Origin of the sequence: Streptomyces sp. NBC_00258, from assembly GCF_036182465.1 — a bacterium.
GTDB lineage: Bacteria > Actinomycetota > Actinomycetes > Streptomycetales > Streptomycetaceae > Streptomyces.
In genome coordinates this window covers 11,290,629-11,317,332 of the sequence record NZ_CP108081.1, presented here as the reverse complement: position 1 = coordinate 11,317,332, position 26,704 = coordinate 11,290,629, and the positions used below count along the sequence as shown (strand labels likewise).

The following is a 26,704-nucleotide window of genomic DNA, read 5'->3' as shown; positions in this document are numbered from 1 at the left end:
CACCGAATACTCGGGTGCGGCGAGGCCGGCTCACCCTTAGGCTCCGCTTCGGAGGACCGCCGGGGCGCCCTGTCGACAGCGGTCAGTCAGCGAATCGGGGATGTGCAGAGGAATGACTTGTCAACTGTTCGCGGTCTGCTTCGGTGCGAGCCAACCACTGCGTCTCGCGCAGTTCTGGGCGGGGGTCCTGGGCTGGGAGATGGTCGACGATCCGGACGACGGCGTCACGCTCCTGCCCAGTGATGACACCGGGTTCCGCATCCGTTTCCTTCCGAGCGAGGAGCCCAAGGTCGTCCAGAACCGGATGCACTTCGATCTGACGAGCACATCCCTGGAGGACCAGCAGCAGACGGTGACCAGGGCGCTGGGGCTCGGTGGACAGCACATCGACATCGGCCAACTCCCGGAGGAGGGTCATGTGGTGCTCGCCGACCCCGAAGGCAACGAGTTCTGCGTCGTCGGGCCGGGCAACAGCTTCCTCGCCGACTGCGGGTTCATCGGAGCGCTGGCCTGCGACGGTTCGCAGGAGGTCGGGTACTTCTGGAGCGAAGCACTGGGGTGGCCGCTGGTCTGGGATCAGGACCAGGAGACCGCGATCCGCTCGCCCCACGGCGGTCCGAAGATCACGTGGGGTGGTCCACCGGTGGCGCCGAGGAAGGGCAAGGACCGACTGCGTTTCGACCTCGCGCCGCCTGTCCACGGTGATCGGCAGACAGAGGTCGATCGGCTGGTCTCCCTCGGAGCGACTCGAATCGACGCCGGCCAGGGCGAGGCCGGTGGGGTGGAGATGGCCGATCCCGACGGCAACGAGTTCTCTGTTTTGACACCCCGGTAGCTCCACCAGCATCCGGGTCCGGCGGGGCTCGTACAACAAGTCCTGGAAGAGCGACTCCCCCGGCCACGCTGTCAGTTGATCTGCCACAGCCGGACCGTGCCGTCGTGGCTCCCGCTGGCGAGCGTGGTGCCGTCCGGGCTGAACGCCACGGATCGCACGGTACCGGTGTGGCCGGTGAGGGTGGCGACGTTCGTACGCCTCGCGACGTCCCAGAGCCGAACGGTGTGGTCGTCGGGGTAGTCGTTGCCGAACGCGGTGCTGGCGCCGCCGCCCCCGCTGGCCAGCAGCCGTCCGTCGGGACTGAACGCCACCGACATCGCAGCGCTGGTGTGACCCTTGAGAACGGCGACGGTGCGGGCGGACGAGACGTCCCACAGCCGGATGGTGCGGTCGTAGCTGCTGCTCGCCAGCGTGGTGCCGTCCGGGCTGAACGCCGCAGAGTGGACGGTGCTGGTGTGGCCGGTGAGGGTGGCAACGCCCGAACGGCCCGCGACGTCCCACAACCGGACGGAGGCGTCGTCGCTGCCGCTGGCCAACAGCCGTCCATCGGGACTGAACGCCACCGACAACACGAACGCACTGTGGCCGTGCAGTATGCCGACGTTCGAACGGCTCGCGACGTCCCACAGCCGTACACGGTCGAAGCTGTGGCCGCTGGCCAGGAGGGCGCCGTCCGGGCTGAACGCAACGCACCATGCCCAGTCGGCGGTGGCACTGCGGGTCAGGGTCAGGGTGGCTGTCGTGCGTCCGGAGACCAGATCCCACAGATGTACAGCGTCCTGGGCATCGGCGAGGGTGGTGCCATCCGGGTGGAAGGCGATCTCCAGCGGAGTGATCCGCCGGGCGTCGGTCAGGAGGGCGGTCGGATGTCCGTTCTCCGCGTCCCACAGCCGGATGGTGCCGTCCTGGATGCCGCCGGCCAGCGTACGCCCGTCCGGACTGAAGGCCAGGGTGACCACCTCTCCGGCCTGTATCAGGAGCGATACATAGCGGATGCCAGCGGTGACACCGGTCCTACGGGGGACCGGGGCGAGGGACGCGTCGACAGGGCCGGCCCCTGAGGAAGCCGGCGTGAGCAGCCCAGCGGTGGGGCCCGGGGCGGCGCGGGAGCCACGATGCGAGGACAGCCGCGACAAGGTCACGCCGGCAGCGGAAACGGCGGCTGCTCCGAATCCGGCCAGCAGGAGTGAGCGACGGCGCCGCCGGGTCCCGGCGGGCACACGTCCCACCTCTACGGCGACGGCGTCCGCAGTCTCCCCCAGGTGCTGTGCGTCGAGGGGCTGCGCCGACAGCAGCAGGTTCGGCCCCTCTACCCCCTCCGGTGGCGCCAGCCAGTACAGCCGGTACGTGGCGGGAGGCGGAAGCGGCGTAGTGCCCTCGCCCACGTCGATCCGCAGCGCGCCCGCACACACCTCCGGCTCGGCGCCGGGTACCTCGACGATCTGCCCCACCGCGCTCATGATCCGGGCCGGCACCCCGGCCGGCAGCGGCCGTTGATCCGGGGCCAGCCGCCCGGCGGCGTTGGCCGCCACGGTCTCCTCGTCCGTCCACGAACACGCCGCCGACTGCGTCGTCACCATCCGCCTCCCTCCGGAATGCCTCTCCCCCACTCCTCACCCTCCCCCGCGTCAAGGTCGCGAAGAGTGCGTCCCGGCCCACTGCTCCCAGGATTTGGGGGCATGCCTGGTGATCCTCGTACGTCGATGCCGAGCCGCCGACCTGCTGATGTTCATGACGGTGGCCAGACGTTCGAGGCTTCCGTCGGCCGCGGTGCAGGCTCGGATCAAACCCTCGCGAATGCCTTGGAGGCGGGTTGGGAGCCGGTCGAGTCCACGCAGGGCCGCAAGCCAGTCGCCAGGAGTCGGGGGCGGTGTGCCGGGGTCGCGGGAGTTGCGGCCGGTGCGGAGCATGCCCATGGCCCACAGGTAGCTGTCGAAGATCTCGGCCATGAGGGTGGCGTCCTCACTCATGGCCTCGGCCTCCAGGGCGGTCAGGGTGATGGTGATCTCCAAACCACCGCTCTGGTCGTCAACGGATCGGCAGGAAATTGTCATCAGCCCCCCAGGGCAATACGGGCCGTACGTTCGTCCGTCACATGCCGGTACAAGCAGTGAGTGGCTTCCTGACGTAACGGGGCTCGGCACGGTCGATCTTCGTGACGGGCCGTTCCAGGACTCCGCACACCGCGATGGCGCGCTGTTGACCAAGCTCTGTCACACGGTTCGTCTTCCGTGCCCAGCATCGGCCCTTGCGATCTGCGCGAGCCCCACTTCGCTCGGTGCCTCCGCCATCCCCTCATGGTCGCAGCGAAGTTGAGATCGGAACAGGGGAGCATTTGGTCTCGCTCACGGATTCCTGAAGGCCAATTCCTGCGCGTGCTCAGCCGACGGCCGCGCCGAACCACCTGGGCAACTGGTCGCGCAGATCCTGCTGTTCGTCACCGACCCACGCCACATGGCCGTCCGGCCGGAACAACACCGCGGGCACGTCCAGTTCCTCACTGACGTCGACGACGTGGTCGACCCGGTCCGCCCACCCCGACACCGAGAGCCGGCCGGTCTGGTCGAGCAGCAGGCCGCGGCCGCCGTGCATCAACTCGTAGAGACGCCCCCGCTTCAGCACCACGTCCCGCATCCGCCTGCCGAGCAGTTCATGCCCCTCGCCGAAGTCGTAGCGGACGCCGATCGCGATGATCTTCTCGATCAGATACCGGTTCACCTCCTCGAAGCCCATCAGTTCCGACATCAGCCGACGCACCGACTGGGGACCCGGCTCGGGGGACATCAGCACGGTCTGCGCGCGGGTGTTGTCCAGCACGTCGGCGGCGACCGGATGCCGTTCGGTGTGGTAACTGTCCAACAGCCCCTCCGGCGCCCAGCCGTTGACCTGGGCGGCCAGTTTCCAGCCGAGGTTGAACGCGTCCTGGATGCCGAGGTTGAGGCCCTGCCCGCCCAGCGGCGGGTGGATGTGCGCCGCGTCGCCGGCCAGCAGTACCCGGCCGGTCCGGTAGCGCTCGGCCTGCCGGGTGCCGTCGCCGAAACGGGAGAGCCAGCGCGGTGAGTGCACGCCGAAGTCGGTGCCGGCGAACACCCGCAACTGCTGCTTGACCTCCTCAAGGGTCGGCGGGACCGAGCGGTCCTCGGCCACCCCTTCGGCGGGCACGACGACGCGGTACAGCCCGTACCCGTAGGGCCCGACGCCGAACCGAAGGTGGGTCTTGCGGACTTCGGCCACCACGGCGGCCACCGTCTCCTGCGGCGCTGCCACCTCCATCTCGCCCAGCAGCGTCTCGGCCCTGGCGGGCTCGCCGGGGAAGCCGACGCCGAGCAGCTTGCGCACGGTGCTGCGGCCGCCGTCGCAGCCGACGAGCCAGCGCGAGTGCAGTTGCGTGCCGTCGGCCAACTCGGCGGTGACCCCCTGGTCGTCCTGGCTCAGCCCGACCAGTTCGCAGCCACGCCGGACATCGACGCCGAGTTCGGTGGCGTGCTCGGTCAGCAGCCGGTCGGTGACCGGCTGCGGGATGCCGAGAACGTACGGATGGGCGGTGTCCAGCCGGTCCGGCGACGGCTTGGTGATACCTGCGAAGAAGCCACCGACCGGATACTGCTTCCCGAGCGCGAGGAACCTCTCCAGCAGACCGCGCTGATCCATCACCTCGACGCTGCGCGCGTGCAGTCCGAGGGCGCGGACAACCTTGGTCGGCTCCGTCTCCTTCTCCAGCACGACCGCGTGCACGCCGTGCAGTCGCAGCTCGCCGGCCAGCATCAACCCGGTCGGTCCGCCGCCGACGACGATCACGTCAATCATCAATTCCCCCTCGTTCAACACGATTCATTCGGCCAGTTGCTCCGCGCGGTCCGGCAGCTCGCACGCCCGCACCTCCGCGCCGATCGCCTGCAGCAACACCGCGAGTCCTATTGCCGACTCGACGCCCCGCGATACCCAAATACCAACAAAGGCATAGGCACTTCGCGACTCACCGATTTCCGCCGGTTCTGTCCTCGACCGGAGATTCTGCAGCACGACCCGGGTCTTGCCGCAAGGCCCCCGGTGCGCTATAGGTTGATAGTGGCAAGGAGAGGCACTCTCCTTGCCTTTGCCATGTGTCGACGGCACCCCGGGAGTGCGTTCCCACTCCATGGGGCAAGGCCCCACCATGAATTCCCGAAGAAGTATTCGACTCGCATTGGTCGCTCTGCTCACTCTGATCGCCGCCGCGCTGGCACCTGGCGCGATCACCGGTGCGGGAGCCGCCGCCACCGCCTACACCGATCCGCTGCAGACGATCGGCGCGAGTGAGCGGGCGGGCTACGGACTCCGCTGGAACGCGGTCACCCCGGAGACGACCGCGAACCTCGACTCGAAGCTCAACAACGTGGGCGTCACCGAGGTACTGGAGAGCGCCAACCACCCGGCACGCTCCTGCAACGCCGCCGAGCGGGGCACCCTGCCGACCGCTCCCACCGCGAGCACCAGCTTCTGCTGGGACACCGGCGACGCGACAACCCCGGACTGGCACCCCCAGTCGATCACCAGCTCGGGCGACGCCGACGACGACGGCGCCTGGGGTACCAACAGGCTGATCCTGGCCGGGTGGAGCTACGTCGGCACCGGAACCGGCGACGCCCGCTACAACACCGTCCGCGTCGCCTTCATCGACTACAACAACCCCGCGGCCCCCAAGTACCGCTGGGTGCTCCTGGTGACGCCCACCAGCGGCGGCGAGAACTTCGCGCGGGTCGCCGCGCATGCGGGAGGTATGGCCTGGTACGGCGACAAGCTGTTCGTCTCCGGCCAGCAGGGCCACACGAACGCGATCTACGTCTTCAGCATGCAGCACATCCTGCAGGCCTCGGTGAACAGCCACGCGATCGGCAAGGTCGACGGTGGCTACTCCGCCTGGGGCTACCAGTACGTCATGCCGGCCATCGGCTCATATTCGTACGACGCCGGGGCCTGCACGGGCAACGTGAACACCGCCGTGCCCTGCGTCGGTTCGCTCTCACTCGACCGCAGCAGCGTGCCCGACAGCCTGGTCACCACCGAGTACCTCAACAACGGAACCAAGGGCCGCATGCTGCGCTACAACTTCGGCAGCGACTACCTGCTCAACAGCAGCAGCGCCTCCGGCTCGTTCGTCCCGGCCGTCCAGGGCTACCGGAGCGGCGTGGGGAACATGCAGGGGGTCCTCGCCCACAACAACGTCTGGTACGTCGCACATGCCTCGGCCTCGTCCGGCGTCCACGGACACCTCTGGGGTCAGACCACGACCCGCAGCGTCGCCACCTGCGGAGGCACCTATCAGTGCTGGGCCGAGCACCCGGAGTCCCTCACGTACTGGCAGAGCACGGGCCAGGTCTGGTCCCTGACCGAATGGGCGAACCTACGGACAGTGTTCGCCGTGCCCCTGTCCTCGCTCCCCTCCTGAAGCGTGGCTCCGAAGGCCGCGAACAGGCAGCCTGAGCCGGTCTGTTGGCGGCCTCCGGTCATGCGGCGAAGCCGGGGCCGTGCATGCCCGGGTGACGGCCCGGGCTGCTCAGTACGGGGCGGTCGTCACACCACGCTCACGGGATGCCGCACCACCGCGTCGAACAGGTACCCCTGTGTGTTCGGCACGGCGGTGTCCGGCTGAGTACGTCCGGCTGTGTCGGTGGCGCGGGCCAGCAGGTGGGTGGCGCCGGGTGCGTCGGGCTTCCAGCTGAGGGACCAGCGGGACCAGGTACCGGCGCCGGACCGGTCGTGGAGGCGGGCCGGCCGCCAGGTCACCCCGGCGTCGGTGCTGACATCGACCCGCGCGACGGCGCCCGCGCCCGACCACGATCGCCCGTGCAGTACGTGCCGCTGTCCCGCCGTGAACGTGGCACCGCTCGCCAGCTCGAAGGCGCTCTTCGTGGCCTGCCGGGTGATGGGCGCACTGCCGCCCTCCGGGTGGGCGGGGCCGAACAGGCGATAGAAGGTGGTGTTCCACGGCGAGAAGAGCGGCTGCGCGGACACCTCGATGTCGCCGACCCACTTGATCGACGCGATCCCGACCCAGGAGGGCACCAACACCCGTACCGGATAGCCGTGATCGTAGGGAAGCCGCTCACCGTTCATCTCGTACGCGAGCAGTACGTCGTCCAGCGCCTTGGCCAGCGGCAGCGGACGGCGCACCCGGCCAAGGTTCTCGCCTCCGCTGATGTACTCGGCGTCGAGACCGCGCGGTTGCACGTCCACGGCGTACGGAGACAGGCCGGCCCTGCGCAGCACGTCGGACAGGCGCACCCCGCGCCAGCGCGCCACACCGATCGCGCCCAGAGTCCACGGTGTCCCGGTGACCGTCTCGCCCTGCTGGGTCGTGTAGTAGGAGCGTCCGTTTCCGGCGCACTCGACGAACGCGGTACGGGTGACCGCCGGCAGAGCTCTCAGATCGTCGTACCCGAACTCCACCGCCCGGTCCTCGCCGGGGGCGCCCCGCAGTCCGCTCCCCCACAGCCGCAGCCGCCATTCGTCGGCCTGCAGGACGGGGGTGGCGGTGTGGTTCCGCACGAAGAACCGCTCGTTGGGGGTGTGGAGGCCGGTCCCGCGCAGTGCTTCCCAGCGGGTCTCGGCGTTGGTCCCGCGCTCGATGAACCACTCGGGCGGCAGTGTCTTGACGATCGGCCGGTCGGCGGCGTGGGCGGGACGTGTGGCGCCCAGCGCGGTCCCGGCGGCAGTGGCCGTGGCGGTCGCGGCGATCAGGGTGAGCAGCCGGCGGCGGGTGACCCCGTCCGCCCTGGCTTCGCCGGCGAGCCACTGGCGCAGCCTGCGGCGGTCGTAAGCGGATTCGTCGTGGTGGCCGGCGGGGGTGGCAGAAGGCATGGCGAGTCCTCGTCAGAAGGGGTGGAAAGCACGAGAGGAGGTCAGGCGCGGGCCGGGGCGAGCCCCCAGCGGCCGGACTTCCGAGCACAACACGCCTGCTGAGCAAGGCTGTTGGCGGGAAGCGCGAGAAGGCGCGTGATCAGCCGGTCGTCCGACACAGTGCCGCGGCCACCCGGACGAGGTCCACGGCGCGGCGGCGAGTCAGAGGCTCCGGCGACGGCATGGCGGGATGCAAACACGTGGCACGCAGGAGTGTCAACGGAGCGTTCGCGTCAGGGAGTCGGCCGGCTCAGCACGACCAGTACCCGTGGCCGCTCCGAACCACCCGCGGAACGGCGGCGACACGGGGGCGCCGGAAGACGGGGGTCGCCTTCGAACAGCAGGCCGGACGACCGAGGCCGACTTGCCCTTGACGCGCACGTCAAGGGTTAGCGTCTGCGCGCCGACGGCCGGGCCGGGCAGGTCCGACTGTCGCCCGCGCCCACTCACCCGCTCACCTGTCCTGGAGCCCCCGACATGGCCGCTGCCCTGCCTGCAACGACGCGCGAGATCCTGCTGACCGACACTCCCGTGGGGCTGCCCGGCCCTGAGCACCTCACGGTCGTGGAGAAACCTCTGTCCGCCCCCGGTCCGGGTCAAGTCCTCGTCCGGAACCGGTACTTCCTCGTGTTCCCGGGGCTGCGCACCCTGATCGGCGGCCAGGCCGACGGCGTACCACTGCCGCGCATCCACGTCGGTGACGCGCTCTTCGGTCCCGCTGTCGGCGAGGTCGTCGCGGCCTCGGCAGGCAGTTCGTTGCGACCGGGGGACGCGGTCATCCACCTGCTCGGATGGCGCGAGCACGCGCTGGTGGCGGAGGCCGACTGCACTCCGCTGGGCGATGCTCTGCCCGACCCGGTGGCCCACCTGTCATCCGGGGCGGCCGCCTACGGAGCACTGACCCGGCTCGCCGAAGTCCGCCCCGGCGACACGGTGTTCGTCACGGGAGCGGCTGGAGCCGTGGGGTCACTGGCGGGCTCTCTGGCACGTCTGCTGGGCGCCACGAGGGTCATCGGCAGCACCCGTTCGCCGGACAAGGCCGAGCGGCTGCGCACCGAACTGGGCTACGACGTGGTGCTGGTGCCGGGATCCCGGTCGCTCGACACGCAGTTGGCCGCGGCTGCGCCGGAAGGCATCGACGTACTGCTGGACACCGTCGGCGGTGAGCAACTGACCGCGGCCGTCCGCGCCGCGCGCCGCGGTGCCCGATTCGCACTGGTCGGCGCCCTGGCCGGACAGTTGTCGCCGGACGGGGACGGTGGCAGCGCGCTCGCGGAGATCGACACGTTCCGGCTCATCAACCAGAGCGTCTCGCTGCGCGGCTACAGCGGCATGGATCATCCCGAGGTGACGGAGGAGTGGACCAAGCGATTCGGCGACTGGCTGCGCTCCGGCGAGATCATCTTCCCGCACGTACGGGTCCCGGGCATGGATCGGGCGCCGCGGGCGTTGCAGGAACTGTTCGAGGGGCGGTATTTCGGGACCGTCGTCGTGGAGTTGCCGCCACGGTGAGGCCACGAGGCGCGGGCGTGTGCACGGGCACGGCGGGTGCGGGCACGGCGGGTGCGTGAAGAAGTGCAGGACGGGGGCGGGATGCGGATCGGGGATGCGGCGGCAGCGGCGGGGACCACGCCCCTGGCGCTGCGGTTCTACGAGGAACGCGGCGTGCTGCCACCGCCACCGCGTACGGCCGCCGGACAGCGTGAGTACGGGCCGGACGATGTGGCCAGGGTCCGCGTTGTCCGTGAGCTGCTGGCGCTCGGGCTCACCGTTGAGGATCTGCACGGTGTCGCCGACCGGATCGACGTGCTGGTCAGGAATCCTCAACGGCGCTGCGGGCCCCCCGACTCCGGCGTCCCCGGCTCCAGGGTCGCCGACCGCAGACTGGCGGCCCTCGACGCCGAGATCGACCGCCTGACCCGTCTGCGCGACCGCCTCGCACAGCACGTGGAGGATCGGCCCAACTCTTCTCCTTCATCACCTGAGGCGGCCATCCCTACCGAGGCCCAGTAGGCCGTGATCCACAACTTGGTAGGGTGCACAGGCTAGTTGCACCGCTTGGAGAGTTGTGGCAGCACTCAACGGAGAGGGGCCAGACAACGATGCAGGCGTCAGAGGTTTCGCGTGCGGTGGCCGCGGCAAAGTTGATCGCCTCATCGCTTGACCTGGCAGCCGACGACGCGATCGTTCTGCATGACTCGAACAAGATCACTCTACGTCTGCTGCCTTCTGATGTCCTGGCCCGGGTGGCACCTGTAGATCAACAGGTCTCACAGTTCGAGGTCGAGGTCGCGCAGCGGCTCGCCGAATCCGGGTGCCCGGTGGCTGCCCTCGAGCCGCGAGTGGAGCCACGCGTCTATGAGCATGATGGCTTCGTGGTCACCCTGTGGACCTACTACGAACCCGTCACACCGCAAGAGGTCTCGGCGGCCGACTACGCCAATGCGCTCGAGCAACTGCATGACGGAATGCGCAAGCTCGATGTCCCGACGCCGCACTTCACCGATCGAGTCGAGTACGCCCAACAACTCCTGGCGAACCGCGAACGCACTCCGGCGCTCGCCGACGCGGACCGGGAGTTCCTCAGCGACACGCTACGAAGCATGAGCCGAGCGATCGGCGAGCGCGGCGGCGCCGAGCAGTTGCTGCACGGCGAGCCGCACCCGGGCAACCTGCTCGCCACGAAGAACGGGCTGCTGTTCATCGACTTCGAGACGTGTTGCCGTGGCCCCGTCGAATTCGACCTCGCCCATGCGCCCGAAGAGGTCAGCGAGCACTATCCGGGTGTCGACCAAGACTTGCTGCGCGAGTGCCGGATCCTCGTGCTCGCGATCATCACAACGTGGCGCTGGGATCGAGGCGACCAACTCCCCGACGGGCGCCGGCTGGGCGCAGAGTGGCTCAGCCAGATCCGAGCGGCACTGGGTCGCAACGACCTGGATACCCATGGCTGATCGCGGCTCTTCGAGGTGGGGCACGGACGAGTTCTGATCCCGTCAAGGGTTCAGAGGTCCCGCCAAAGGTCGGAGGCCGATGGCCTTTCAAGGGCGCGCTTCGGCCGGAAGGTGCTTCTCGAAGGGCAGCGGGCCGAGGGTTTCGGGGTCGGCGGACGTGTCGAACAGCGGAGTGTAGCCGGTGGCCAGGTACAGGCCGCGGGCTTCGGGCTGGCGCGGCCCGGTGGTCAGGTAGATCCGCTGGTAGCCACGTACGCGCGCCTCGTGCTCCAGTTGGGCGACGACGAGTCGCGCGAGACCGCGTCGGCGGTGGGCGGAGTGCGTCCAGATCCGTTTGAGTTCCGCCGTGGCTGCGTCGTACCGGCGGAAGGCGCCGCCCGCGACCGGCTCGCCGCGCTCCAGGAGCAGGAGCAGCAGCCCGCCGTGCGGTGGGGTGAACTCCTCGTCGGGGTAACGGGCGAGTTCGGCGTGTGCGTCCTTGCCGTAGCGCGTCGAGTACTCGTCGCCGAGTTCACGCAGCAGCGGTCTCACCCGTGGGTCGGAGACGGGCACTTGAATGACCGTCAGCTCAGTTGGAGACGCCGGTGGTTGGGCGAATGACGTCATCCATTCACCGCCGCGAGGTTCTGCGTGGCGCGGACCGCCCGCTCGGCGTCGCGGTTGGCATCGCGCTTGGCGACCTCCTCGCGGACGATCGGGATCACGTACCGGCCGAAGTCGATCGCGTCGTCCAACAAGTCGTAGCCGCGGGCGGAGAGGATGTCGACACCGAGGTCGTAGTAGTCCAGGAGGGCTTGGGTGACCGTCTCCGGTGTGCCGACCAGGGCGTTGGAGTTGCCCGCGCCCCCAGTGGCGGCGGCTGTCGGAGTCCAGAGGGCACGGTCGTAGCGCTCGCCCGCTTCAGCGATGGCGATCAGCCGCTGCGAGCCGGCATTCTGCGGCTGAGCCTGCCCGTTGTGGCGCTCGCCGATCGCCTCGCCCTTCTCCTTGCGGGCCTTGATCGCGCCGACCGTGCGATGCGCCTTCTCCCAGGCCAGTTCCTCGGTGGGGGCGATGATCGGGCGGAACGCCACCTGGATACGGGGTACTTCGGTGCGGCCCGCGGCCTTCGCGGCGGCCTTCACGTTCTCGATCTGCTCGGCGGTCTTCGCGAGGGGCTCGCCCCAGAGGCAGTAGATGTCGGCCTCGGCGCCCCCTGCGGCGTACGCGGCGGGCGACGAACCTCCGAACGACACGTTCGGGCGGGGCTGTTGAACCGGGAAGACGTCGCTGACGAAGTCGTGGAACTGGTAGTGCTCACCCTCGTGGTCGAAGGGCTCGCGGGTGGTCCAGATCTTCTTGACGATCCGGATGTACTCACGAGTGCGGGCATAACGCTCGTCCTTGGTGAGGATGTCACCCTCACGGCCCTGTTCCTGATCATTGCCGCCGGTGATGAAATGCACGGTCAGCCGGCCTTCACTGATCTGGTCGAGGGTGGCGAAGGTCTTCGCGGCGAAGGTCGGGTAAGAGACGTTGGGCCGGTGGGCGAGCAGGATCTGGAGGTGGTCCAGCCTGCTCGAGATGTAGGCGGCGGCCGGCGCGGGGTCCGGCGATCCGGATCCGTAGGCGAACAGCACCCGGTCCCAGTCGTGTTCCTCGTGCGCCCGGGCCAGCCGGAGCGTGTACTCCTTGTCGAAGGCGGCGCCGGACCGCGCGGTGGTTTCGGATCCGTTGTTGGTCGCGGCGATGCCGAGGAACTCGACGGGCATGGGAATGGCCTTTCGTACGAATGGGGCCGCACGCGGGCGGGACGGAACAGCCCTTTGTGCAGCGGAGTGTGACGGCTCGTCAGGGAACTGATGCGACTTGGGGTGAGCGTGGCGACACTGCGCGTCGGGCGAACCGGACGGCGGCAGCGCGCGTCAGGGCCCGCGGGAGCACGTCGTTGCGGGGGTCAGCGCCTGCGAGGGTCGGTGACGCGAAGGGAGAACTCGCTCCGCGACGGGATCACCGAGGAGGGAAGGGCCGACGGACGGCCCGCCGCCCGAGTCAGGCGCAACACGCCGCGGACCACACCCGACCGAAGTCGATGTGGTCACGCGAGACCAGGCGCTGCTGGGCGTTCATGCGGCCAATTGAGCAATACATCTCGCTCGTCGTCAACCAACGCTCGTATGCCGGACCGGCTCCGCCTCCGGCAGCCACAGCCACAGCCACAGCCACAGCCACAGCCACAGCCACAGCCACAGCCACAGCCACAGCAGTGAATACCAGCCACCGCGTAGATCATTCCCTATATTTCCTATCGATTTACTAGGGAAGTATTGACGGCGCCCGGCCGGGATGCGCAGGATGATGCACATGTGCCCCACGCAGCAACGACTCGTTCGTCGTCGGCATGTCGACTTTGGTCACGTCGTCAGCGCCGCCTGCTGTCGCGTGTAGGGCACGCGACTCACACATCGCGCGTGCCGCTCCGCTCCTTCAGGTGATTTCACCCACCGCTCCCGACAGTCCTACCTCCTTCTGAAGGACGACCGCCATGACCACGGCACTTCCGGCTCCGGCCACTCCCCTGGATTCGGCACTCTCCGACGTGCGCCATCTTCGACTGGTGGGCGACACCACGCAGGGCGGCACCGGGGAACACGATGGGGCACCGCTCGTCGGCTATCTCCTGTTCGTTCCCGAAGGCACCGACCCCGCCGAGCTCTTCGCCAAGGACGGGGTACGGCCGGACCTCCGACCGGCCACCTACGACGACTCGCCTCGCACGCCGCGAACTGGCGGTGACGTCATCCATGTCGACACCGCGCGGCATGTCGCGGAGGCGGACGGGCGTGAACTCGACCTCACCTACCTTGAGTTCGAGCTGCTGGCCCATCTCGTCCTGCGCCCTCACCAGGTGCACTCGCGCGAGCAGTTGGTGGCCGACGTATGGGGCTACGACCATGTCGGCGACGGCCGCACCGTGGACGTCCACATCGCGCGCCTGCGCCGCAAGCTGGGCAAGGCTCACCAGCACCGGATCGTGACCGTACGGCGCGTGGGCTACAAGTACGTGCCCGACCTGCAAACGAGCCCCGACGCCGCGCTCTGCGGCCGGCCTTGAGGAGACCAGTCCCATGGGCTTTGCCCCCGCACCGTCCGGTCCCGCCCCGGAGTCCGACCGGATCGCAACGGGCCGTGCGCACTGGCTGCGCGTGGCCCGCGAGACGGCGGACGACCTGGCCACGGACGCGGTGGTCCGGGAGCAGGCGGGCAAGGTCCCGTTCGACGAGGTGTCCCGGCTGCGCGAGGCGGGACTCCTGACGCTGCTGATTCCGGCCGAGCTCGGGGGCGCAGGCGAGGACTGGCCCACGGCCTACGCCGTGCTCCGGGAGATCTCCGCGGCCGACGGCGCCATCGGTCAGCTCCTCGGCTGTCACTACTTCATGTCGTGGAGCGCCCGGTTCTTCACCGAGCCCGCTCTCGCCGAGCAGGTCGGGCGGCAGTCCGCGGCGGAGCAGTGGTGCTGGGGCGGTGGCTTCGCCCGTCAGGAGCCGCCTCTCGCGCTGAACAGGACTGCCCGTGGCTATCTGCTGGACGGCCGGCAGAGTTACGTCACCGGGGTCCTGGTCGCCGACCGGCTCGTCGTGCGGGCCGTTCGGACCGACACTGGCGAACCACTGGCCGTCGTCGTCGATCCCGCCCGGCACGGCGTGGTGATCGACGGAGACGCCGACCCGTTCGGCCAACGGCTCGCGGCCGGCGGCAGCGTGGAGTTCGACGGCGTACCGGTCAGCACCGACGAGATACTCGGCTCCCTGTCCGCGGACGAAGACGCCCTGTCGCCGGTAGCCTCCCTGGCTTCGCCGGTCGGGCGGCTCGTGTCCGTCCAGCTCCGTCTCGGCATGGCCGAGGGGGTGCTCGCCGAAGCCCGTGAGTACAGCCGGGCCGGTCATTCGCCCTGGGACCCGGCCTGGCCGGCCGGGTCTCCACAGGACCCGCAGGTGCTGACCACCTACGGGGAACTCACCGTCCTCACCCGCTCCGCGTCCGCGCTCACCGATCAAGCGCTGGAAGCCATGCGGTACGGGCTGGCTCGCGGCGAAGACCTCACGTACGACGAGTACGCGGAGATATCGGTCCTCGTGGCGATGGCCGAGGCCGCCGCCTCCAGGGCCGTGCAGGAATGCACCGCCCGCGCTCTGGACGTCATCGGCGCCCGCTCCACGTCCTCGCGGCTGGGCTTCGACCGCTTCTGGCGCAATGCCAGGACCCACACCTTGTACGAGCCCGTGGCCGACCGGCTCCGCGATGTCGGGGACTACTTCCTCAACGGTGCGCATCCCCCCTTCGTCCTGCCCGCCTGACCGCGCAAGGTCCGGCCTTGATCTCCGGCGGCCTGAACCCTTCGGATGCCGGGCGAGAACGGATGCCCGGCATCCCGCCCGCGGCGGACGCCGACCGAATTCGTACGGGATAATGAACGTATGCGGATCTCAGCCAGGGCGGACTACGCGGTACGTGCCGCACTGCAGCTCGCCGCGTCCCGAGATGACGGGCCACTGAAGGCCGAGGCCATCGCCGACGCCCAGGACATCCCGCACAAATTCCTCGAAGGCATCCTGAACGACATGCGCCGGGGCGGTCTCGTCCTCAGCCAGCGCGGCGGGAACGGCGGCTACCGGCTCGCCAAGCCTCCCGAGTCCATCAGCATCGCCGACGTCATTCGTGTCGTGGACGGACCGCTGGTCTCGGTCCGCGGGGTCCGCCCTCCCGATCTGTCCTACACCGGACCCGCCCAGTCACTGCTTCCCCTGTGGATCGCGCTGCGCTCCAACGTGCGCGAGATCCTCGAGGGCGTGTCCCTCGCCGACGTCGCATCGGCCGAGTTGCCCGCCGGGGTCTCCGCGCTGACCGACGCCCCCGGCGCCTGGACAAACCCCTGACCGCAGGGCCACGCACAGCCTGATCTCACAGAACGAGATCAGGCTGTCCATCATATGAACACCCTCTTGGGGTGAAGGCCACCTTCTGCCACGATCCCCATCAACCAGGTGGGAAAACTAGGGAACTGCGGGGTGGCCATGAGAACGCTCAACCGCACAGACCGGTTGCTGCCCCTTCTGACCTCGCGTCGCCACATCGACCTCGGCCGTACGTCCAGCGCCATCTGTCGACCCGTCTGACACCGACCGCGGAACCTGGTGGCTCACGCAGAACACCGCTGCGCTCCCTGCCACCCGCCCCTGTCGGCGCACCGGACGCTCTTCGACACTTCTCGGCTGACTGCGTCACCCACGCATCCCCGTGACCGCATGCCTCGGGCACGGCGTGACTGTGACAGCGACGCACCATCCACTCCTGCGACACCCGCCACGTTCCGCTCCTCAGCCCGCGACGGCATCCCTGCCGCCGAGGGCCGGTAGTGGAGTGCTGGTGCGTGCCAATGGGACTTACGCCTCGCGTCTCCGAACTTCCTGACAACCCATCTCCCCTGAGAGGACACCTCCGTGTCTGCCGCACGACCGCTCACCACCCTGCGCACCATCGCCGTCATAGCCGCGCTTCCCCTGCTCACGCTCACTGCCTGCGGTTACGGATCCGACTCCAAGGACGAGGACACGTCGAAGGTCGCCGCCGAGGGCAAGAAGCTCTCCGCGGACACCGTCCGGATCGGCTACTTCCCGAACCTGACGCACGCCACGGCACTCGTGGGCGATCAGGAGGGGCTGCTGCAGAAGGAGCTGGGCGGCACGAAGGTCTCGTACTCGCAGTTCAATGCGGGTCCTGCGGAGATCGAGGCGCTCAACTCGGGTTCGATCGACATCGGCTGGATCGGTCCCTCGCCCGCGATCAACGGTTACAGCACCACCGACGGCAAGGGCCTGCGGATCATCGGGGGTTCCGCGTCCGGCGGCGTGAAGCTTGTGGTCAACCCCGACAAGGTCACGTCCTTGAAGGACGTCAAGGGCAAGAAGATCGCCACCCCGCAGCTGGGCAACACCCAGGACGTGGCGTTCCTCAACTGGATCGCCGAGCAGGGCTGGAAGGTCGACGCGCAGAGCGGCAAGGGCGATGTGTCGGTGGTCCGCACCGACAACAAGATCACCCCGGACGCCTACAAGTCCGGCTCGATCGACGGGGCGTGGGTGCCCGAGCCGACCGCCTCCAAGCTGGTCGCCGAGGGGGGCAAGGTCCTCCTGGACGAGGCGGACCTGTGGCCCGACAAGAAGTTCGTGATCACCAACATCATCGTCTCCCAGAAGTTCCTCACCGAGCACCCCGACGTCGTCCAGGCGGTGCTGCGCGGCTCGGTGAGGACCAACACGTGGATCAACGCCAACCCGGAGAAGGCGAAGGCCGCCGCGAACGAAAAGCTGAAGGAGCTGTCCGGCAAGCCGCTGCCCGCCGGCGTGCTGGACCCGGCGTGGAAGTCGATCCAGTTCACCGACGACCCGCTGGCCTCGACCCTGAACACCGAGGCCGCGCACGCGGTCAAGGCGGGCCTGCTCAAGCAGCCCAAGCTGGACGGCATCTATGACCTCACCCCGTTGAACAAGGTCCTCAGCGCCGAGGGCAAGAGCACGGTCGACGACGCCGGACTCGGCGTCAAGTAGCCCCCCGGACAAGACCGGACAAGCCCGCCCCCGTTACCTTCTTCGTGGCCTCGCGATGAGGCTCCCGGCCTTCGGCCCCGGCATGACTTCGCCCCCTCGTCGACGATGATCGAAAAAGTGGTGTCACCGGGATCGAAGGCATTGGCAGACCGCTGATTAGAGGCTCGAGCGCCGAACCGGGACCCGGGGAAGGCAGTCTCTTCGTAACGTGGATGCCGGCACGCTGATGCCGCAGGTGAGGGCCGGGGAGAGCACGAGCACGGGAGCGAAGGGTATGGCGGACGAAACTGGCGTCGGTGTCTATCTGGGGCTGGATGTCGGCAAGGGCGAACACCACGCCACCGCCGTCAACCTCGCGGGGAAGAAGGTGTTCGACAAGCCGCTGCCCAACAACGAGCTGAAGCTGCGGGAGCTCTTCGACAAACTCCGGGCCAAGCACGGAACGGTGCTGGTTGTCGTTGACCAGCCGGCTTCCATCGGGGCTCTGCCCCTGGCAGTCGCCCGGGATGCAGGCTGCCAGGTCGCCTATCTGCCCGGCCTGACGATGCGGCGGATCGCCGATCTTTACCCTGGTGAGGCCAAGACCGACGCCCGTGACGCTTTCGTCATCGCGGACGCCGCCAGAACGATGCCTCACACCCTGCGGACGATCAATCCCGACGACGAGACCGTCGCCGAGCTCGCCATGATCGCCGGGTTCGACGACGACCTGGCGGGCGAGTCCACCCGGACCGCAAACCGACTCCGCGGCCTGCTCACCCAGATCCACCCGTCGCTCGAGCGTGTCCTGGGCCCACGGATCCAGCACCCGGCTGTGCTCAGGCTGCTGGACCAGTTCGGCTCACCGGCCCAGATCCGCAAAGCCGGAAGGCGACGGTTGATCACCCTGATTCGGCCGAAGGCGCCGCGGATGGCCGAGCGGCTGGTCGAAGACATCTTCACCGCACTCGACGAACAGACTGTCGTCGTTCCGGGCACCGACGCTGCCGCGCTGATCGTCCCCAGCCTCGCCAGCTCTCTCCAGTCCGTCCTTGACCAGCGCAAACTCCTCGCCGCCCGGATCGAGGAACTCCTGGAGGCCCACCCTCTTTCCCAAGTCCTGATCTCCATGCCCGGCATCGGGGTCAGGACCGCGGCCCGCATCCTCATCGACGTTGGCGACGGCAGCGGCTTCGCCAGCGCCGGACATCTCGCCGCCTACGCCGGCCTGGCACCCGTGACCCGGAACTCCGGATCGTCCATCCGCGGCGAGCACCCCTCCAAGCGTGGCAACAAACAACTCAAACGGGCCTTCTACCTCGCCGCGTTCGCCTCGCTCTCCCAGCCGGAGTCACGTGCCTACTACGACCGCAAACGACGCGAGGGGAAACACCACATCGCCGCTCTCATAGCCCTGGCCCGACGTCGCATCGACGTCCTCTTCGCCATGCTCCGCGACGGCACCTTCTACCAACCACCCACACCAGCTACGGCTTGACGAAAGCCATAGAGGCACTTTTTTCTCGCCCGCATGAGTTCCCAGGAGGTGACGACCATGGCAACCGCCCTCGCCAAGGCCGCCGACACCGGCACGTCGGTAGCATCCGCCGCGCGGATCGAGCACGTCTCGAAGTCCTTCACCACACCCGCCGGCCAACAGCTCGTCCTGGACGACATCACCCTCGATGTCGCACCCGGCGAGTTCGTCACCCTCCTGGGAGCCTCCGGCTGCGGCAAGTCCACCCTGCTCAACCTCGTCGCCGGACTCGACAAACCATCGGCCGGCACCATTGGTACCGACGGCCGCCCCGCGCTGATGTTCCAGGAACACGCCCTGTTCCCCTGGCTGACCGCGGGCAAGAACATCGAACTCGCCCTGAAACTGCGCGGCATGCCCAAAACGGAACGGCGGGTGAAGGCGGAGGAACTGCTGGAACTCGTCCGACTCAAGGGCGCCTACGGCAAGCGGGTGCACGAACTGTCCGGCGGAATGCGCCAGCGGGTCGCCCTGGCCCGCGCACTCGCCCAGGACAGCAAACTGCTCCTGATGGACGAACCCTTCGCCGCCCTCGACGCGATCACCCGCGACGTGCTGCACGACGAACTCACCCGCATCTGGCGCGAGACCAGCGTGTCGGTCCTCTTCGTCACCCACAACGTCCGCGAAGCGGTACGCCTGGCCGAGCGCGTGGTCCTGCTCTCCTCGCGTCCGGGGCGGATCGCCCACGAGTGGACGGTCGACATCCCGCAGCCACGCCGCATCGAGGACTCCGCCGTCGCGGAACTGTCCGTCGAGATCACCGAACAACTGCGTGGGGAGATCCGCCGCCATGGCCAGCACTGACACCGGGGTCCACATCAAGAAGGACGGCTCCCAGGCAGCCGGGGAGTCCCAGGACCCTCAAGACCTGGCGGGACTGGAGGCCGGTCTCGACGCGCTGGATTCGGTGCGGGTCGACCGTACGCCGCTACGCGAGACCCTGATCGGCAAGGTGCTGCCGCCCGTCGTCGCCGTGGCGCTGGTGCTGGTGGTCTGGCAGGTCCTGGTCTGGGCGAAGGTCACCGACAGCTACAAACTGCCCGCACCGTCCGCGGTGTGGAACGAGCTGACCGACGCCTGGCGGCAGGGCACACTGCTGGAGTACATCTGGACCAGCGTCTCCCGCGGCCTGCTCGGTTTCGCCATGGCCCTGGCGATCGGCACGCCCCTGGGCCTGCTGGTGGCCCGCGTGAAGTTCGTCCGCGCCGCCATCGGCCCCATCCTGTCCGGACTCCAGTCACTCCCCTCCGTGGCGTGGGTACCCCCCGCCGTGCTCTGGCTGGGCCTCAACAACTCGATGATGTACGCGGTGATCCTGCTCGGCGCCGTCCCCTCGATCGCCAACGGACTCGTCTCCGGCGTCGACCAGGTACCCCCGCTCTACCTGCGGGCCGGCCGCACACTCGGCGCCACCGGACTGCGCGGCACCTGGCACATCGTGATCCCCGCCGCCCTGCCCGGCTACCTCGCCGGCCTCAAGCAGGGCTGGGCCTTCTCCTGGCGCTCACTCATGGCCGCCGAGATCATCGCCTCCTCCCCCGACCTGGGCATCGGCCTCGGCCAACTCCTGGAGAACGGCCGCACCGCCAACAGCATGTCCATGGTCTTCCTCGCCATCCTCCTCATCCTGATCGTCGGAATCGCCATCGACCTGCTGATCTTCAGTCCGCTGGAGCGGCGGGTACTGCGCAGCCGGGGGCTGCTGGTCGCCCAGTGAACCAACGGATCGCGACGGGCTGCAGCAGCGGTTCACCGCTTCCGCCACGTGCTCAGCCGGTCCAGGGCTGCCACCGGTCTTCCCGTGCATGGTCGATATTGCTGCCCCACACCAGCACCCCACCGAACAAGCCGGGCTTGTCCCGCGTGGCCAGGGCCGGGGCTTCGAGCATGTCGGCGGCCTCTTCCAAGTAGGTGACCAGCGTGTCGAGTTCTTCGCCGGGGGCTTCGTTGTAGCGGGACCACCGGCCCAGGTAGCCGGTCGCGGTGTCCAGGTACAGGCCCGAGGTGCCATCGGCCGGGCCCAAGGCGACAACCGGAATCCAGGTCGCCTTCCACACGGTGATCCGCTCCTCCTCGGGACGGTCGGTGTTGAAGGTGTCCTGGTGGGCCTGGGAGTCCATCTTCAGCCGGTAGGTGGCAGCCACGGCGTCCAGAGCCATAAGAGCCCAGTTGCCCGGAAGGCATCCTCCACCATTGACCCCGTCGTCGCCCGCCGTCAGCAGCCACAGAACATGCAGCTCGACGGGTATCCGGATGCCGAGGTCACCCTCCAGGGCGGCGATGGCGGTGGGGCTGGCCCCGGCACTGAGCGCAGCGTAGGAATCGGGGGCGTTGTACCGGAGCCAGCCGGTGATGCGCTGCCAGGCATCGGCAACCTGCCGTACGGTGACCGCGTCGGTGGCAGGGTCGGCAGGCTGATCCCGGGCCTGTTCCTGATCCTGGGCATCCGCGGCGGGCTCGGTGGGCTCGGCGAAGGAGATCGGGTTCAGGTACCGGATCTCGATCCGGCCGGGCTCGCGAATGTAGCCGATGGCCAGGGCGGGACAGTCCTCGAACAGGTCGCCGTCGACCGTCACGGTGAGGATGCCCGGCAGATTCGAGGGCCGACCCATGTCCGGGTCGTCGGCCAACTGGCCGACCAGGACCCTCAGAGCGTAGGGGACACCGGCCCCGAGCTGGACTGCGGTGTCGCGCACGTACGGGGATATCTCGACGTCCACGGCCTGGTGTTCCTTGCTGATCAACTAAAGAGCGGGGCGACTCATGGTAAGCACGGTCGCGTGCCCACGGACTGCGCGAAGTCATCGTGAGCAGTGCGAAATGCGCTTCCTTCACGCGCAGTCGGGCGACTTCTGCCAGGCCAAACTCCAGCTTTCTGTGTCCACCCATGCAACCTTGGCCGAACCAGGTTTCCATTCCGAACGAGAGACTGCCCCTCCGCTGGTCCGAATCCAACTTCTGCCGCCGGGGTCCTCGAACTCCAGTCGAAGACCGCCGAGATCGCCCTCGGTCAACCGGGGCAGTTCAGGCACTTGCGAAGCCATGCTCCGGAAGAGCGCGGTGTTGGGAATGGTGATCTGTGTGCACGGCCTGATGGAGTTGAGGTCCCACCAGACACCAACTCGCCCCCTGAGGACGAGGCGCATGCTCATCACCCGGGCGCTGTTGCTCACCACGACCACGTTCGAGCCGGAGCGATAGAAGTCCACACGCTCTGCGTACGCTCTTTCCTGATCCTCTTCCTGGCGCTGCTCCGCGTTGACTTCACGCTGTTCCGCTCTGGCGTCCCGCTGTTCGGCTCTACAGCCCAGGACAAGTCCCCCGAACGCGGCTGCGACCGTCACGATGGCGGCCACGGTTCGGCCGATCCGCACGATTGCCGGCTCCGGCGATTCGGAGTCCGTCGAGCCGCGGCCGTCGAGATGAGGGTTGGGACCTGCCTGTGCCGCAGGTCGTTGCGGAGACGAGGGTTCGGCCGAACTCGGCCCGTTCTCAACCTGATTCGGCGGATCTTGGTTTTCCGGTGCAGCCATCACGAGGACGTATCCAGCCAACGAGGGCTTCACGCTTGCTGACAAGGATCGTTTGAAAAGCTTCAGTGCTGCTCGTATAGGTGCTTGCAGTGCGGCCCGGCGGGACAGGGGATGTCCGATGGCCGCTAGTGCTGTGCCCGAATAGGTTCGCCGGGTTGGTGGTCGGGGCGGTTCGATGTGCGGGGACACCCGATCCGGCCGCTGGAGGCGCGGTGGCCGAGCCTGTCCGTGTGCGCAGGCTGACCGACCAGGAAGGGCCGAAGCTGCAACAGATCGTGAGCCGGGGCAGCGCCAGTGCGGTGGGCGATAATGCCAATTGCCTCGCCCGGCGGGAACCGGATGCCTGTGATCGCCCAGCTGGTACAGGCCGACGGGGACACCGTGCGCGGTGTGATCCACCGCTTCAAACGAGATCGGCCTGGCCCGCCTGGACCCTCGGCGGGCGGGAGGCCGTCCCCGCCAACTCGGCGATGAGTTGGGCCCGCTCGGAATCCGGCCCATCCAAGGCGCGGGCTGGGCCGAACGCAGCCATCCCTACCGGCTACCGGCCACGGCATGCGCTACTTCCACGTGGGATGAGGGCCCCACACGTTCTGGAGAGCCGTCTGGGCGTCCTTCCCGAGAACCCCGTGCGTCGTCCCGCCTGGCAGTGTGGGCAGCTCTGCCCAGTGAGTCACGGTTTCGGCACTGGTAAGGCCATGGGGCAAACGGACGACCCCGTCGGAGTCGACGAAGCAGTCTCTGTGCTCCGCCCCGTCCTCATCCCAGTGCTGAGTCGTGAAGTACATCGGCCTGACCAGCCAAAATTCCTCGCCCAACGCCGTATCGGACTCAGATAGGCTGTCAGCCGGATACCGACCCGTGATCGCTGCTGCCACCGGTGTACCGCTCTCAGGCAGTCTGTCGCGTGTGTCAACCCACGTCACCACGGTGTTCAGATTCGTCATCTCCACCCTCGCTCAGGCACTCACCAAGTCGTCTTCTGCCCATTTGCCGACCCGTCGGCAAGGGCACTGCCCCGGCACCAGGCAAGACCGCGTGGCGTTCGCGAAGGTTGCTTGCGACGGAACGAGCACAGCACCAAACGATCCGCGACTGCCTCCCCCACCCTCCAGACATACGCGCCACCAGCGGTCGGACCAAACAGCACCCCGCGCATCCAACCGCCATCACCAACCAACGCGGTACGGAGACGCGGCCGAACGAGGCAGCGGCGCCGACGGGGCCGTACGTACGCACCGCTCCCCTGACCCGTATCCGGCAGTGCTCCCGCGTCCTGGGGATTCTTCTTACCCAGTTTTCATAGGGTGCCTATGTAAATGCGCGATACTTGATGACTGTGGATCAGTCGCATTCGAAGGACCGCCTCCCGGAAACCGCGCGGGCGCTGGCCGACCTGGCTTCTGCCGTGGTCAGGGCTGTGACGGACCGGCGGGGTATGAGCTTCACCGCCGCATCCGCCCTCGCACGGCTCGAACGGGAGGGCCCGGCCCGGCTGACCGCGTTGGCGACGGCGGAAGGGGTCACGCAGCCGTCGATGACCCAGTTGGTGCAGCGCCTGGAGCGTCAGGCGCTGGCGCTGCGGATCGACGACCCGGAAGACGGCCGGGTCACCCTGGTCGCCATCACGGACACCGGGCGGGAGGTGCTCGCCGAGCGCCGACAACAGCGTGACGCCCGCTTGGCCGACCTGCTGTCCGCCCTCCCCGACGAGGAGCAGCACGCCTTGGCGGCAGCCATGCGGACGGCCCTGCCGCTCGTGCAGCGGATGCTCCAGGACGACACACAGCAGCGTCCCCTCCTCGAACAGGACGACATCGGGAGCGAGCGATGACCGCCGAGCAGTCCCACATACCCGCAACCGGCGACGCGGGGCGCGGCAACCGCAGAACGTGGATCGGCGTGGATCACCCCCGCTACAAGTGGGTCGCGCTGACCAACACCACCGTGGGCATGCTGCTGGCCACGATCAACAGCTCGATCGTGCTGATCTCGCTGCCCGGGATCTTCACCGGTATCCGGCTCGATCCGCTGGAGCCCGCGAACGTGAGCTATCTGCTGTGGATGCTGATGGGCTACATGCTCGTCACCGCGGTGCTGGTGGTCGCTCTCGGCCGGCTCGGCGACATGATGGGCCGGGTCCGGATCTACAACGCCGGCTTCCTGATCTTCACGCTCACCTCGGTGGTGCTGTCCCTCGACCCCTTCCACGGCGGGGGCGGAGCGCTGTGGCTGATCGGCTGGCGCATCGTGCAGGCCGTCGGCGGCTCGATGCTGATGGCCAACTCCGCGGCCATCCTCACCGACGCCTTTCCCGCCCGTCAGCGCGGTATGGCCCTTGGCGTCAACATGGTCGCGGGCATCGCCGGGTCGTTCATCGGCCTGGTGCTGGGCGGGGCCCTCGTGACGTGGAACTGGCGCTCGGTCTTCTGGGTCAACGTGCCCATCGGTCTGATCGGCACGGTGTGGGCGTACAAGTCGCTGCACGAGACGGGCGTGCGCAGGCCGGGGCGGATGGACTGGTGGGGCAACATCACCTTCGCCGTCGGGCTCAGTGCCCTGCTCGCCGGAATCACCTACGGCATCCAGCCCTATGGCGGCCACACCATGGGCTGGACCAACCCGTGGGTGCTGGCCGGGCTGATCGGCGGTGTCTCCATGCTCGCGGTCTTCTGCGCGGTCGAGACGAGGGTCGCCGAGCCGATGTTCCCGCTGCATCTGTTCCGCAACGCGGCGTTCGCGGGCGGCAACGCGGCCACCCTGCTGGGGTCGATCGCGCGAGGTGGCCTGCAGTTCATGCTCATCATCTGGCTGCAGGGCATCTGGCTTCCCCTGCATGGCTACGACTACGCCGACACCCCGCTGTGGGCCGGTATCCACATGCTGCCGCTGACCGCCGGCTTCCTGCTCGCCGGGCCGATCTCGGGAGTGCTGTCCGACCGGTTCGGCGCGCGGCTGTTCGCCGCATCCGGATTCGCGGTGATGGCGGCGTCGTTCGCCGGACTGCTCATGCTGCCCAGCGACTTCTCGTACGGGGTCTTCGCCGCACTGATCTTCCTCAACGGGCTCGGCGGCGGCCTCTTCGCGGCGCCGAACACCTCGATCATCATGTCCAACGTCCCGGCCGACGCCCGCGGTGCCGCCTCCGGTATGCGCGCCACGTTCCAGAACGCCGGCATGGTGCTGTCCATGGGCGTGTTCTTCTCCCTCATGGTGGCCGGACTCTCCAGCACGCTGCCGCACACCCTCAGTTCGGGCCTCACCGCCCAGGGCGTCCCGGCACACGCCGCCCACACCGTCGCCGAACTGCCCCCGGTGGGCGTCCTGTTCGCGGCCTTCCTCGGCTACAACCCGATCCAGCACCTGCTCGGCCCGGACGTCCTCTCCCACCTCTCGCCGACTTCCTCGGCGCATCTCACGGGGCGTGAGTTCTTCCCGCACCTGATCTCACAGCCGTTCCACGACGGTCTGGTCATCGTCTTCTCCCTGGCCATCGCCATGTCCCTGGCCGCCGCGGCCGCTTCACTGATCCGTGGCCGCGCCGGGGCGTTGCCCACCACGCCGACACCCGTGACGCCCACTCAGGCAGTCCCTGAGGTCGGTTCGGTCACGCCACCCGCCCTGGAAATGCGCGGCACGGTACGCGACAGTGCCGGCGAGCCGCTGCCCCACGCCACCCTCACACTCGTCGACCGCTACGGCCGCCAGAAGGCCATTGCCAGATCAGGTCAGGACGGGACGTACGAACTGGCATCGGCGGAACCCGGACCACACATGCTGGTCGTATCGGCCAGAGGGCACGAGCCCCGCGCCATACAGGTCACCACGGGAGCGGAACCGGCCCTCTCGGACCTCGCCCTGACAGCGGTCTGCGGTGTGGAGGGCACCGAGCGCCAAGCGCACATCGGCCGTACCCCCGACTGACGGGCACCGGGCCGCGCCTGTCCGCCACTGCCGTGCTGCTGGCGCCCGCCCGGGGCGGGGCTGCGGCGGCCGGATCCGCGGTGAGCAGCTACGGGTACTCCCGATGCAGGGCCACAATGACTCCAAGAGGCGGGTACCGATCTGTCGAGGCTCCCCCGGCCCAGTCGCCGCAGGCTGTGGCACAGGTAGTGGCGCAGGCGGTGACACAGGTCGCGTTCGCGTTCGATAGTGTTCTCTCCATGTCGAGTCGCCGAGTCTCCGAGCGCACCAGGTTCCGCCTGGTGCTCATCGGTGTGCACGCGCACGCTGTGTCCGACGTCGACTGTCGCTGAGCCCCGGGCTCGTAGAGGCGTTTTCGCCTCCCTGTTGTCATCACCCGAGCCCAAACCGGCACATCCACTCTTCCCGTGTCGTCGGTGTGGTCTCGCACAGCCCAGCGTCTCTTTCAGCTGCTCTGGATGCCTTCCGACGGC

Annotated in this window: 28 protein-coding genes and 1 pseudogene; 17 read left to right on the top strand and 12 right to left on the bottom strand. The window is 68.5% G+C overall.

The window, feature by feature from the left end; all coding sequences use genetic code 11:
* Window positions 1-112: 112 nt before the first annotated feature.
* The gene (locus OG718_RS50155) at window positions 113-835 is read left to right on the top strand and encodes a VOC family protein (RefSeq protein ID WP_143643068.1); all 723 of its coding nucleotides are present in this window, start codon (window positions 113-115) and stop codon (window positions 833-835) included.
* Window positions 836-906: 71 nt separating this feature from the next.
* Here the strand turns inward: OG718_RS50155 and OG718_RS50150 are convergent, their stop codons facing one another.
* From OG718_RS50150 to OG718_RS50135, 4 genes are all read right to left on the bottom strand, one after another.
* A complete protein-coding gene (locus OG718_RS50150) occupies window positions 907-2,415 on the bottom strand; it encodes a WD40 repeat domain-containing protein (protein ID WP_328847385.1) in 1,509 nt (502 codons plus the stop codon).
* Between the two features lie 48 nt (window positions 2,416-2,463).
* Entirely contained in the window at window positions 2,464-2,847 is a 384-nt protein-coding gene (locus OG718_RS50145) for a hypothetical protein (protein WP_328847384.1), read from the bottom strand.
* Between the two features lie 367 nt (window positions 2,848-3,214).
* A complete protein-coding gene (rox, locus tag OG718_RS50140; RefSeq protein ID WP_328847383.1) occupies window positions 3,215-4,642 on the bottom strand; it encodes a rifampin monooxygenase in 1,428 nt (475 codons plus the stop codon).
* A 24-nt stretch (window positions 4,643-4,666) separates the two neighbouring features.
* Window positions 4,667-4,858, bottom strand: coding sequence for a hypothetical protein (locus OG718_RS50135; protein WP_328847382.1), 192 nt, complete (start codon window positions 4,856-4,858; stop codon window positions 4,667-4,669).
* 163 nt (window positions 4,859-5,021) lie between these two features.
* Here OG718_RS50135 and OG718_RS50130 point away from each other — a divergent pair, with 163 nt between their 5' ends.
* Window positions 5,022-6,263 (top strand): hypothetical protein, encoded by a 1,242-nt coding sequence (locus OG718_RS50130; RefSeq protein ID WP_328847381.1) that lies wholly within the window; start codon window positions 5,022-5,024, stop codon window positions 6,261-6,263.
* A gap of 125 nt (window positions 6,264-6,388) precedes the next feature.
* Here OG718_RS50130 and OG718_RS50125 read toward each other — a convergent pair whose 3' ends face one another.
* The gene (locus tag OG718_RS50125) at window positions 6,389-7,675 is read right to left on the bottom strand and encodes a sulfite oxidase (RefSeq protein WP_143643063.1); all 1,287 of its coding nucleotides are present in this window, start codon (window positions 7,673-7,675) and stop codon (window positions 6,389-6,391) included.
* Between the two features lie 139 nt (window positions 7,676-7,814).
* A complete protein-coding gene (locus OG718_RS54515) occupies window positions 7,815-7,898 on the bottom strand; it encodes a putative leader peptide (RefSeq protein WP_363189606.1) in 84 nt (27 codons plus the stop codon).
* A gap of 293 nt (window positions 7,899-8,191) precedes the next feature.
* Between OG718_RS54515 and OG718_RS50120 the strand changes: the two genes are divergently transcribed.
* The 3 genes from OG718_RS50120 to OG718_RS50110 all read left to right on the top strand — a co-directional run bounded on the left by OG718_RS50120 (window position 8,192) and on the right by OG718_RS50110 (window position 10,668).
* Window positions 8,192-9,226, top strand: a complete 1,035-nt coding sequence (locus tag OG718_RS50120; protein ID WP_328847380.1) for an MDR family NADP-dependent oxidoreductase — start codon at window positions 8,192-8,194, stop codon at window positions 9,224-9,226.
* 81 nt (window positions 9,227-9,307) lie between these two features.
* Window positions 9,308-9,727 (top strand): MerR family transcriptional regulator, encoded by a 420-nt coding sequence (locus tag OG718_RS50115; RefSeq protein ID WP_328847379.1) that lies wholly within the window; start codon window positions 9,308-9,310, stop codon window positions 9,725-9,727.
* A gap of 89 nt (window positions 9,728-9,816) precedes the next feature.
* Window positions 9,817-10,668 carry a phosphotransferase enzyme family protein gene (locus tag OG718_RS50110; protein WP_328847378.1) on the top strand — a complete coding sequence of 284 codons (852 nt, stop codon included), beginning with the start codon at window positions 9,817-9,819 and terminating at the stop codon, window positions 10,666-10,668.
* 87 nt (window positions 10,669-10,755) lie between these two features.
* Here the strand turns inward: OG718_RS50110 and OG718_RS50105 are convergent, their stop codons facing one another.
* From OG718_RS50105 to OG718_RS50095, 3 genes are all read right to left on the bottom strand, one after another.
* Window positions 10,756-11,274 (bottom strand): GNAT family N-acetyltransferase, encoded by a 519-nt coding sequence (locus OG718_RS50105; protein WP_143643059.1) that lies wholly within the window; start codon window positions 11,272-11,274, stop codon window positions 10,756-10,758.
* Entirely contained in the window at window positions 11,271-12,419 is a 1,149-nt protein-coding gene (locus OG718_RS50100) for an LLM class flavin-dependent oxidoreductase (protein ID WP_328847377.1), read from the bottom strand. The genes OG718_RS50105 and OG718_RS50100 overlap by 4 nt, the downstream gene beginning before the upstream one ends.
* Before the next feature lie 390 nt (window positions 12,420-12,809).
* Window positions 12,810-13,013, bottom strand: coding sequence for a hypothetical protein (locus OG718_RS50095; protein WP_328847376.1), 204 nt, complete (start codon window positions 13,011-13,013; stop codon window positions 12,810-12,812).
* A gap of 179 nt (window positions 13,014-13,192) precedes the next feature.
* Here OG718_RS50095 and OG718_RS50090 point away from each other — a divergent pair, with 179 nt between their 5' ends.
* The 8 genes from OG718_RS50090 (at window position 13,193) to OG718_RS50060 (ending at window position 20,491) form a co-directional block, all read left to right on the top strand.
* Window positions 13,193-13,762: a winged helix-turn-helix domain-containing protein gene (locus OG718_RS50090; RefSeq protein ID WP_328847375.1), complete on the top strand. Its 570-nt coding sequence runs from the start codon at window positions 13,193-13,195 to the stop codon at window positions 13,760-13,762.
* 13 nt (window positions 13,763-13,775) lie between these two features.
* On the top strand, window positions 13,776-15,005 hold the full coding sequence (locus OG718_RS50085) for an acyl-CoA dehydrogenase family protein (RefSeq protein WP_328847374.1): 1,230 nt from the start codon (window positions 13,776-13,778) through the stop codon (window positions 15,003-15,005).
* Between the two features lie 120 nt (window positions 15,006-15,125).
* Window positions 15,126-15,584 carry an RrF2 family transcriptional regulator gene (locus OG718_RS50080; protein ID WP_143643055.1) on the top strand — a complete coding sequence of 153 codons (459 nt, stop codon included), beginning with the start codon at window positions 15,126-15,128 and terminating at the stop codon, window positions 15,582-15,584.
* Between the two features lie 138 nt (window positions 15,585-15,722).
* The gene (locus OG718_RS54510; RefSeq protein ID WP_327394225.1) at window positions 15,723-15,824 is read left to right on the top strand and encodes a putative leader peptide; all 102 of its coding nucleotides are present in this window, start codon (window positions 15,723-15,725) and stop codon (window positions 15,822-15,824) included.
* 324 nt (window positions 15,825-16,148) lie between these two features.
* Window positions 16,149-17,255, top strand: a complete 1,107-nt coding sequence (locus OG718_RS50075; RefSeq protein WP_328847373.1) for an ABC transporter substrate-binding protein — start codon at window positions 16,149-16,151, stop codon at window positions 17,253-17,255.
* 274 nt (window positions 17,256-17,529) lie between these two features.
* On the top strand, window positions 17,530-18,732 hold the full coding sequence (locus OG718_RS50070; RefSeq protein ID WP_328843381.1) for an IS110 family transposase: 1,203 nt from the start codon (window positions 17,530-17,532) through the stop codon (window positions 18,730-18,732).
* Window positions 18,733-18,789: 57 nt separating this feature from the next.
* Window positions 18,790-19,578, top strand: a complete 789-nt coding sequence (locus tag OG718_RS50065; RefSeq protein ID WP_328847770.1) for an ABC transporter ATP-binding protein — start codon at window positions 18,790-18,792, stop codon at window positions 19,576-19,578.
* On the top strand, window positions 19,565-20,491 hold the full coding sequence (locus OG718_RS50060; RefSeq protein ID WP_328847372.1) for an ABC transporter permease: 927 nt from the start codon (window positions 19,565-19,567) through the stop codon (window positions 20,489-20,491). Before OG718_RS50065 ends, OG718_RS50060 begins: the two co-directional genes overlap by 14 nt.
* Before the next feature lie 52 nt (window positions 20,492-20,543).
* Here the strand turns inward: OG718_RS50060 and OG718_RS50055 are convergent, their stop codons facing one another.
* Entirely contained in the window at window positions 20,544-21,494 is a 951-nt protein-coding gene (locus OG718_RS50055; protein ID WP_328847371.1) for a hypothetical protein, read from the bottom strand.
* Between the two features lie 111 nt (window positions 21,495-21,605).
* A complete protein-coding gene (locus OG718_RS50050) occupies window positions 21,606-22,307 on the bottom strand; it encodes a hypothetical protein (protein WP_328847370.1) in 702 nt (233 codons plus the stop codon).
* Window positions 22,308-22,519: 212 nt separating this feature from the next.
* Between OG718_RS50050 and OG718_RS50045 the strand changes: the two are divergent.
* Window positions 22,520-22,860: pseudogene (locus OG718_RS50045) on the top strand (helix-turn-helix domain-containing protein); the annotation flags it as partial.
* 7 nt (window positions 22,861-22,867) lie between these two features.
* Here OG718_RS50045 and OG718_RS50040 read toward each other — a convergent pair.
* Window positions 22,868-23,254 (bottom strand): AQJ64_40280 family protein, encoded by a 387-nt coding sequence (locus tag OG718_RS50040; RefSeq protein ID WP_328847369.1) that lies wholly within the window; start codon window positions 23,252-23,254, stop codon window positions 22,868-22,870.
* A gap of 392 nt (window positions 23,255-23,646) precedes the next feature.
* On the opposite strand from OG718_RS50040, the gene OG718_RS50035 reads away from it, so the two are divergent.
* The 3 genes from OG718_RS50035 (at window position 23,647) to OG718_RS50025 (ending at window position 26,563) form a co-directional block, all read left to right on the top strand.
* The gene (locus OG718_RS50035; protein WP_328847368.1) at window positions 23,647-24,141 is read left to right on the top strand and encodes a MarR family winged helix-turn-helix transcriptional regulator; all 495 of its coding nucleotides are present in this window, start codon (window positions 23,647-23,649) and stop codon (window positions 24,139-24,141) included.
* Window positions 24,138-26,231 (top strand): MFS transporter, encoded by a 2,094-nt coding sequence (locus OG718_RS50030; protein WP_328847367.1) that lies wholly within the window; start codon window positions 24,138-24,140, stop codon window positions 26,229-26,231. The genes OG718_RS50035 and OG718_RS50030 overlap by 4 nt, the downstream gene beginning before the upstream one ends.
* A 239-nt stretch (window positions 26,232-26,470) precedes the next feature.
* Window positions 26,471-26,563: an Ms4533A family Cys-rich leader peptide gene (locus OG718_RS50025; protein WP_313904904.1), complete on the top strand. Its 93-nt coding sequence runs from the start codon at window positions 26,471-26,473 to the stop codon at window positions 26,561-26,563.
* Window positions 26,564-26,704: the final 141 nt, after the last annotated feature.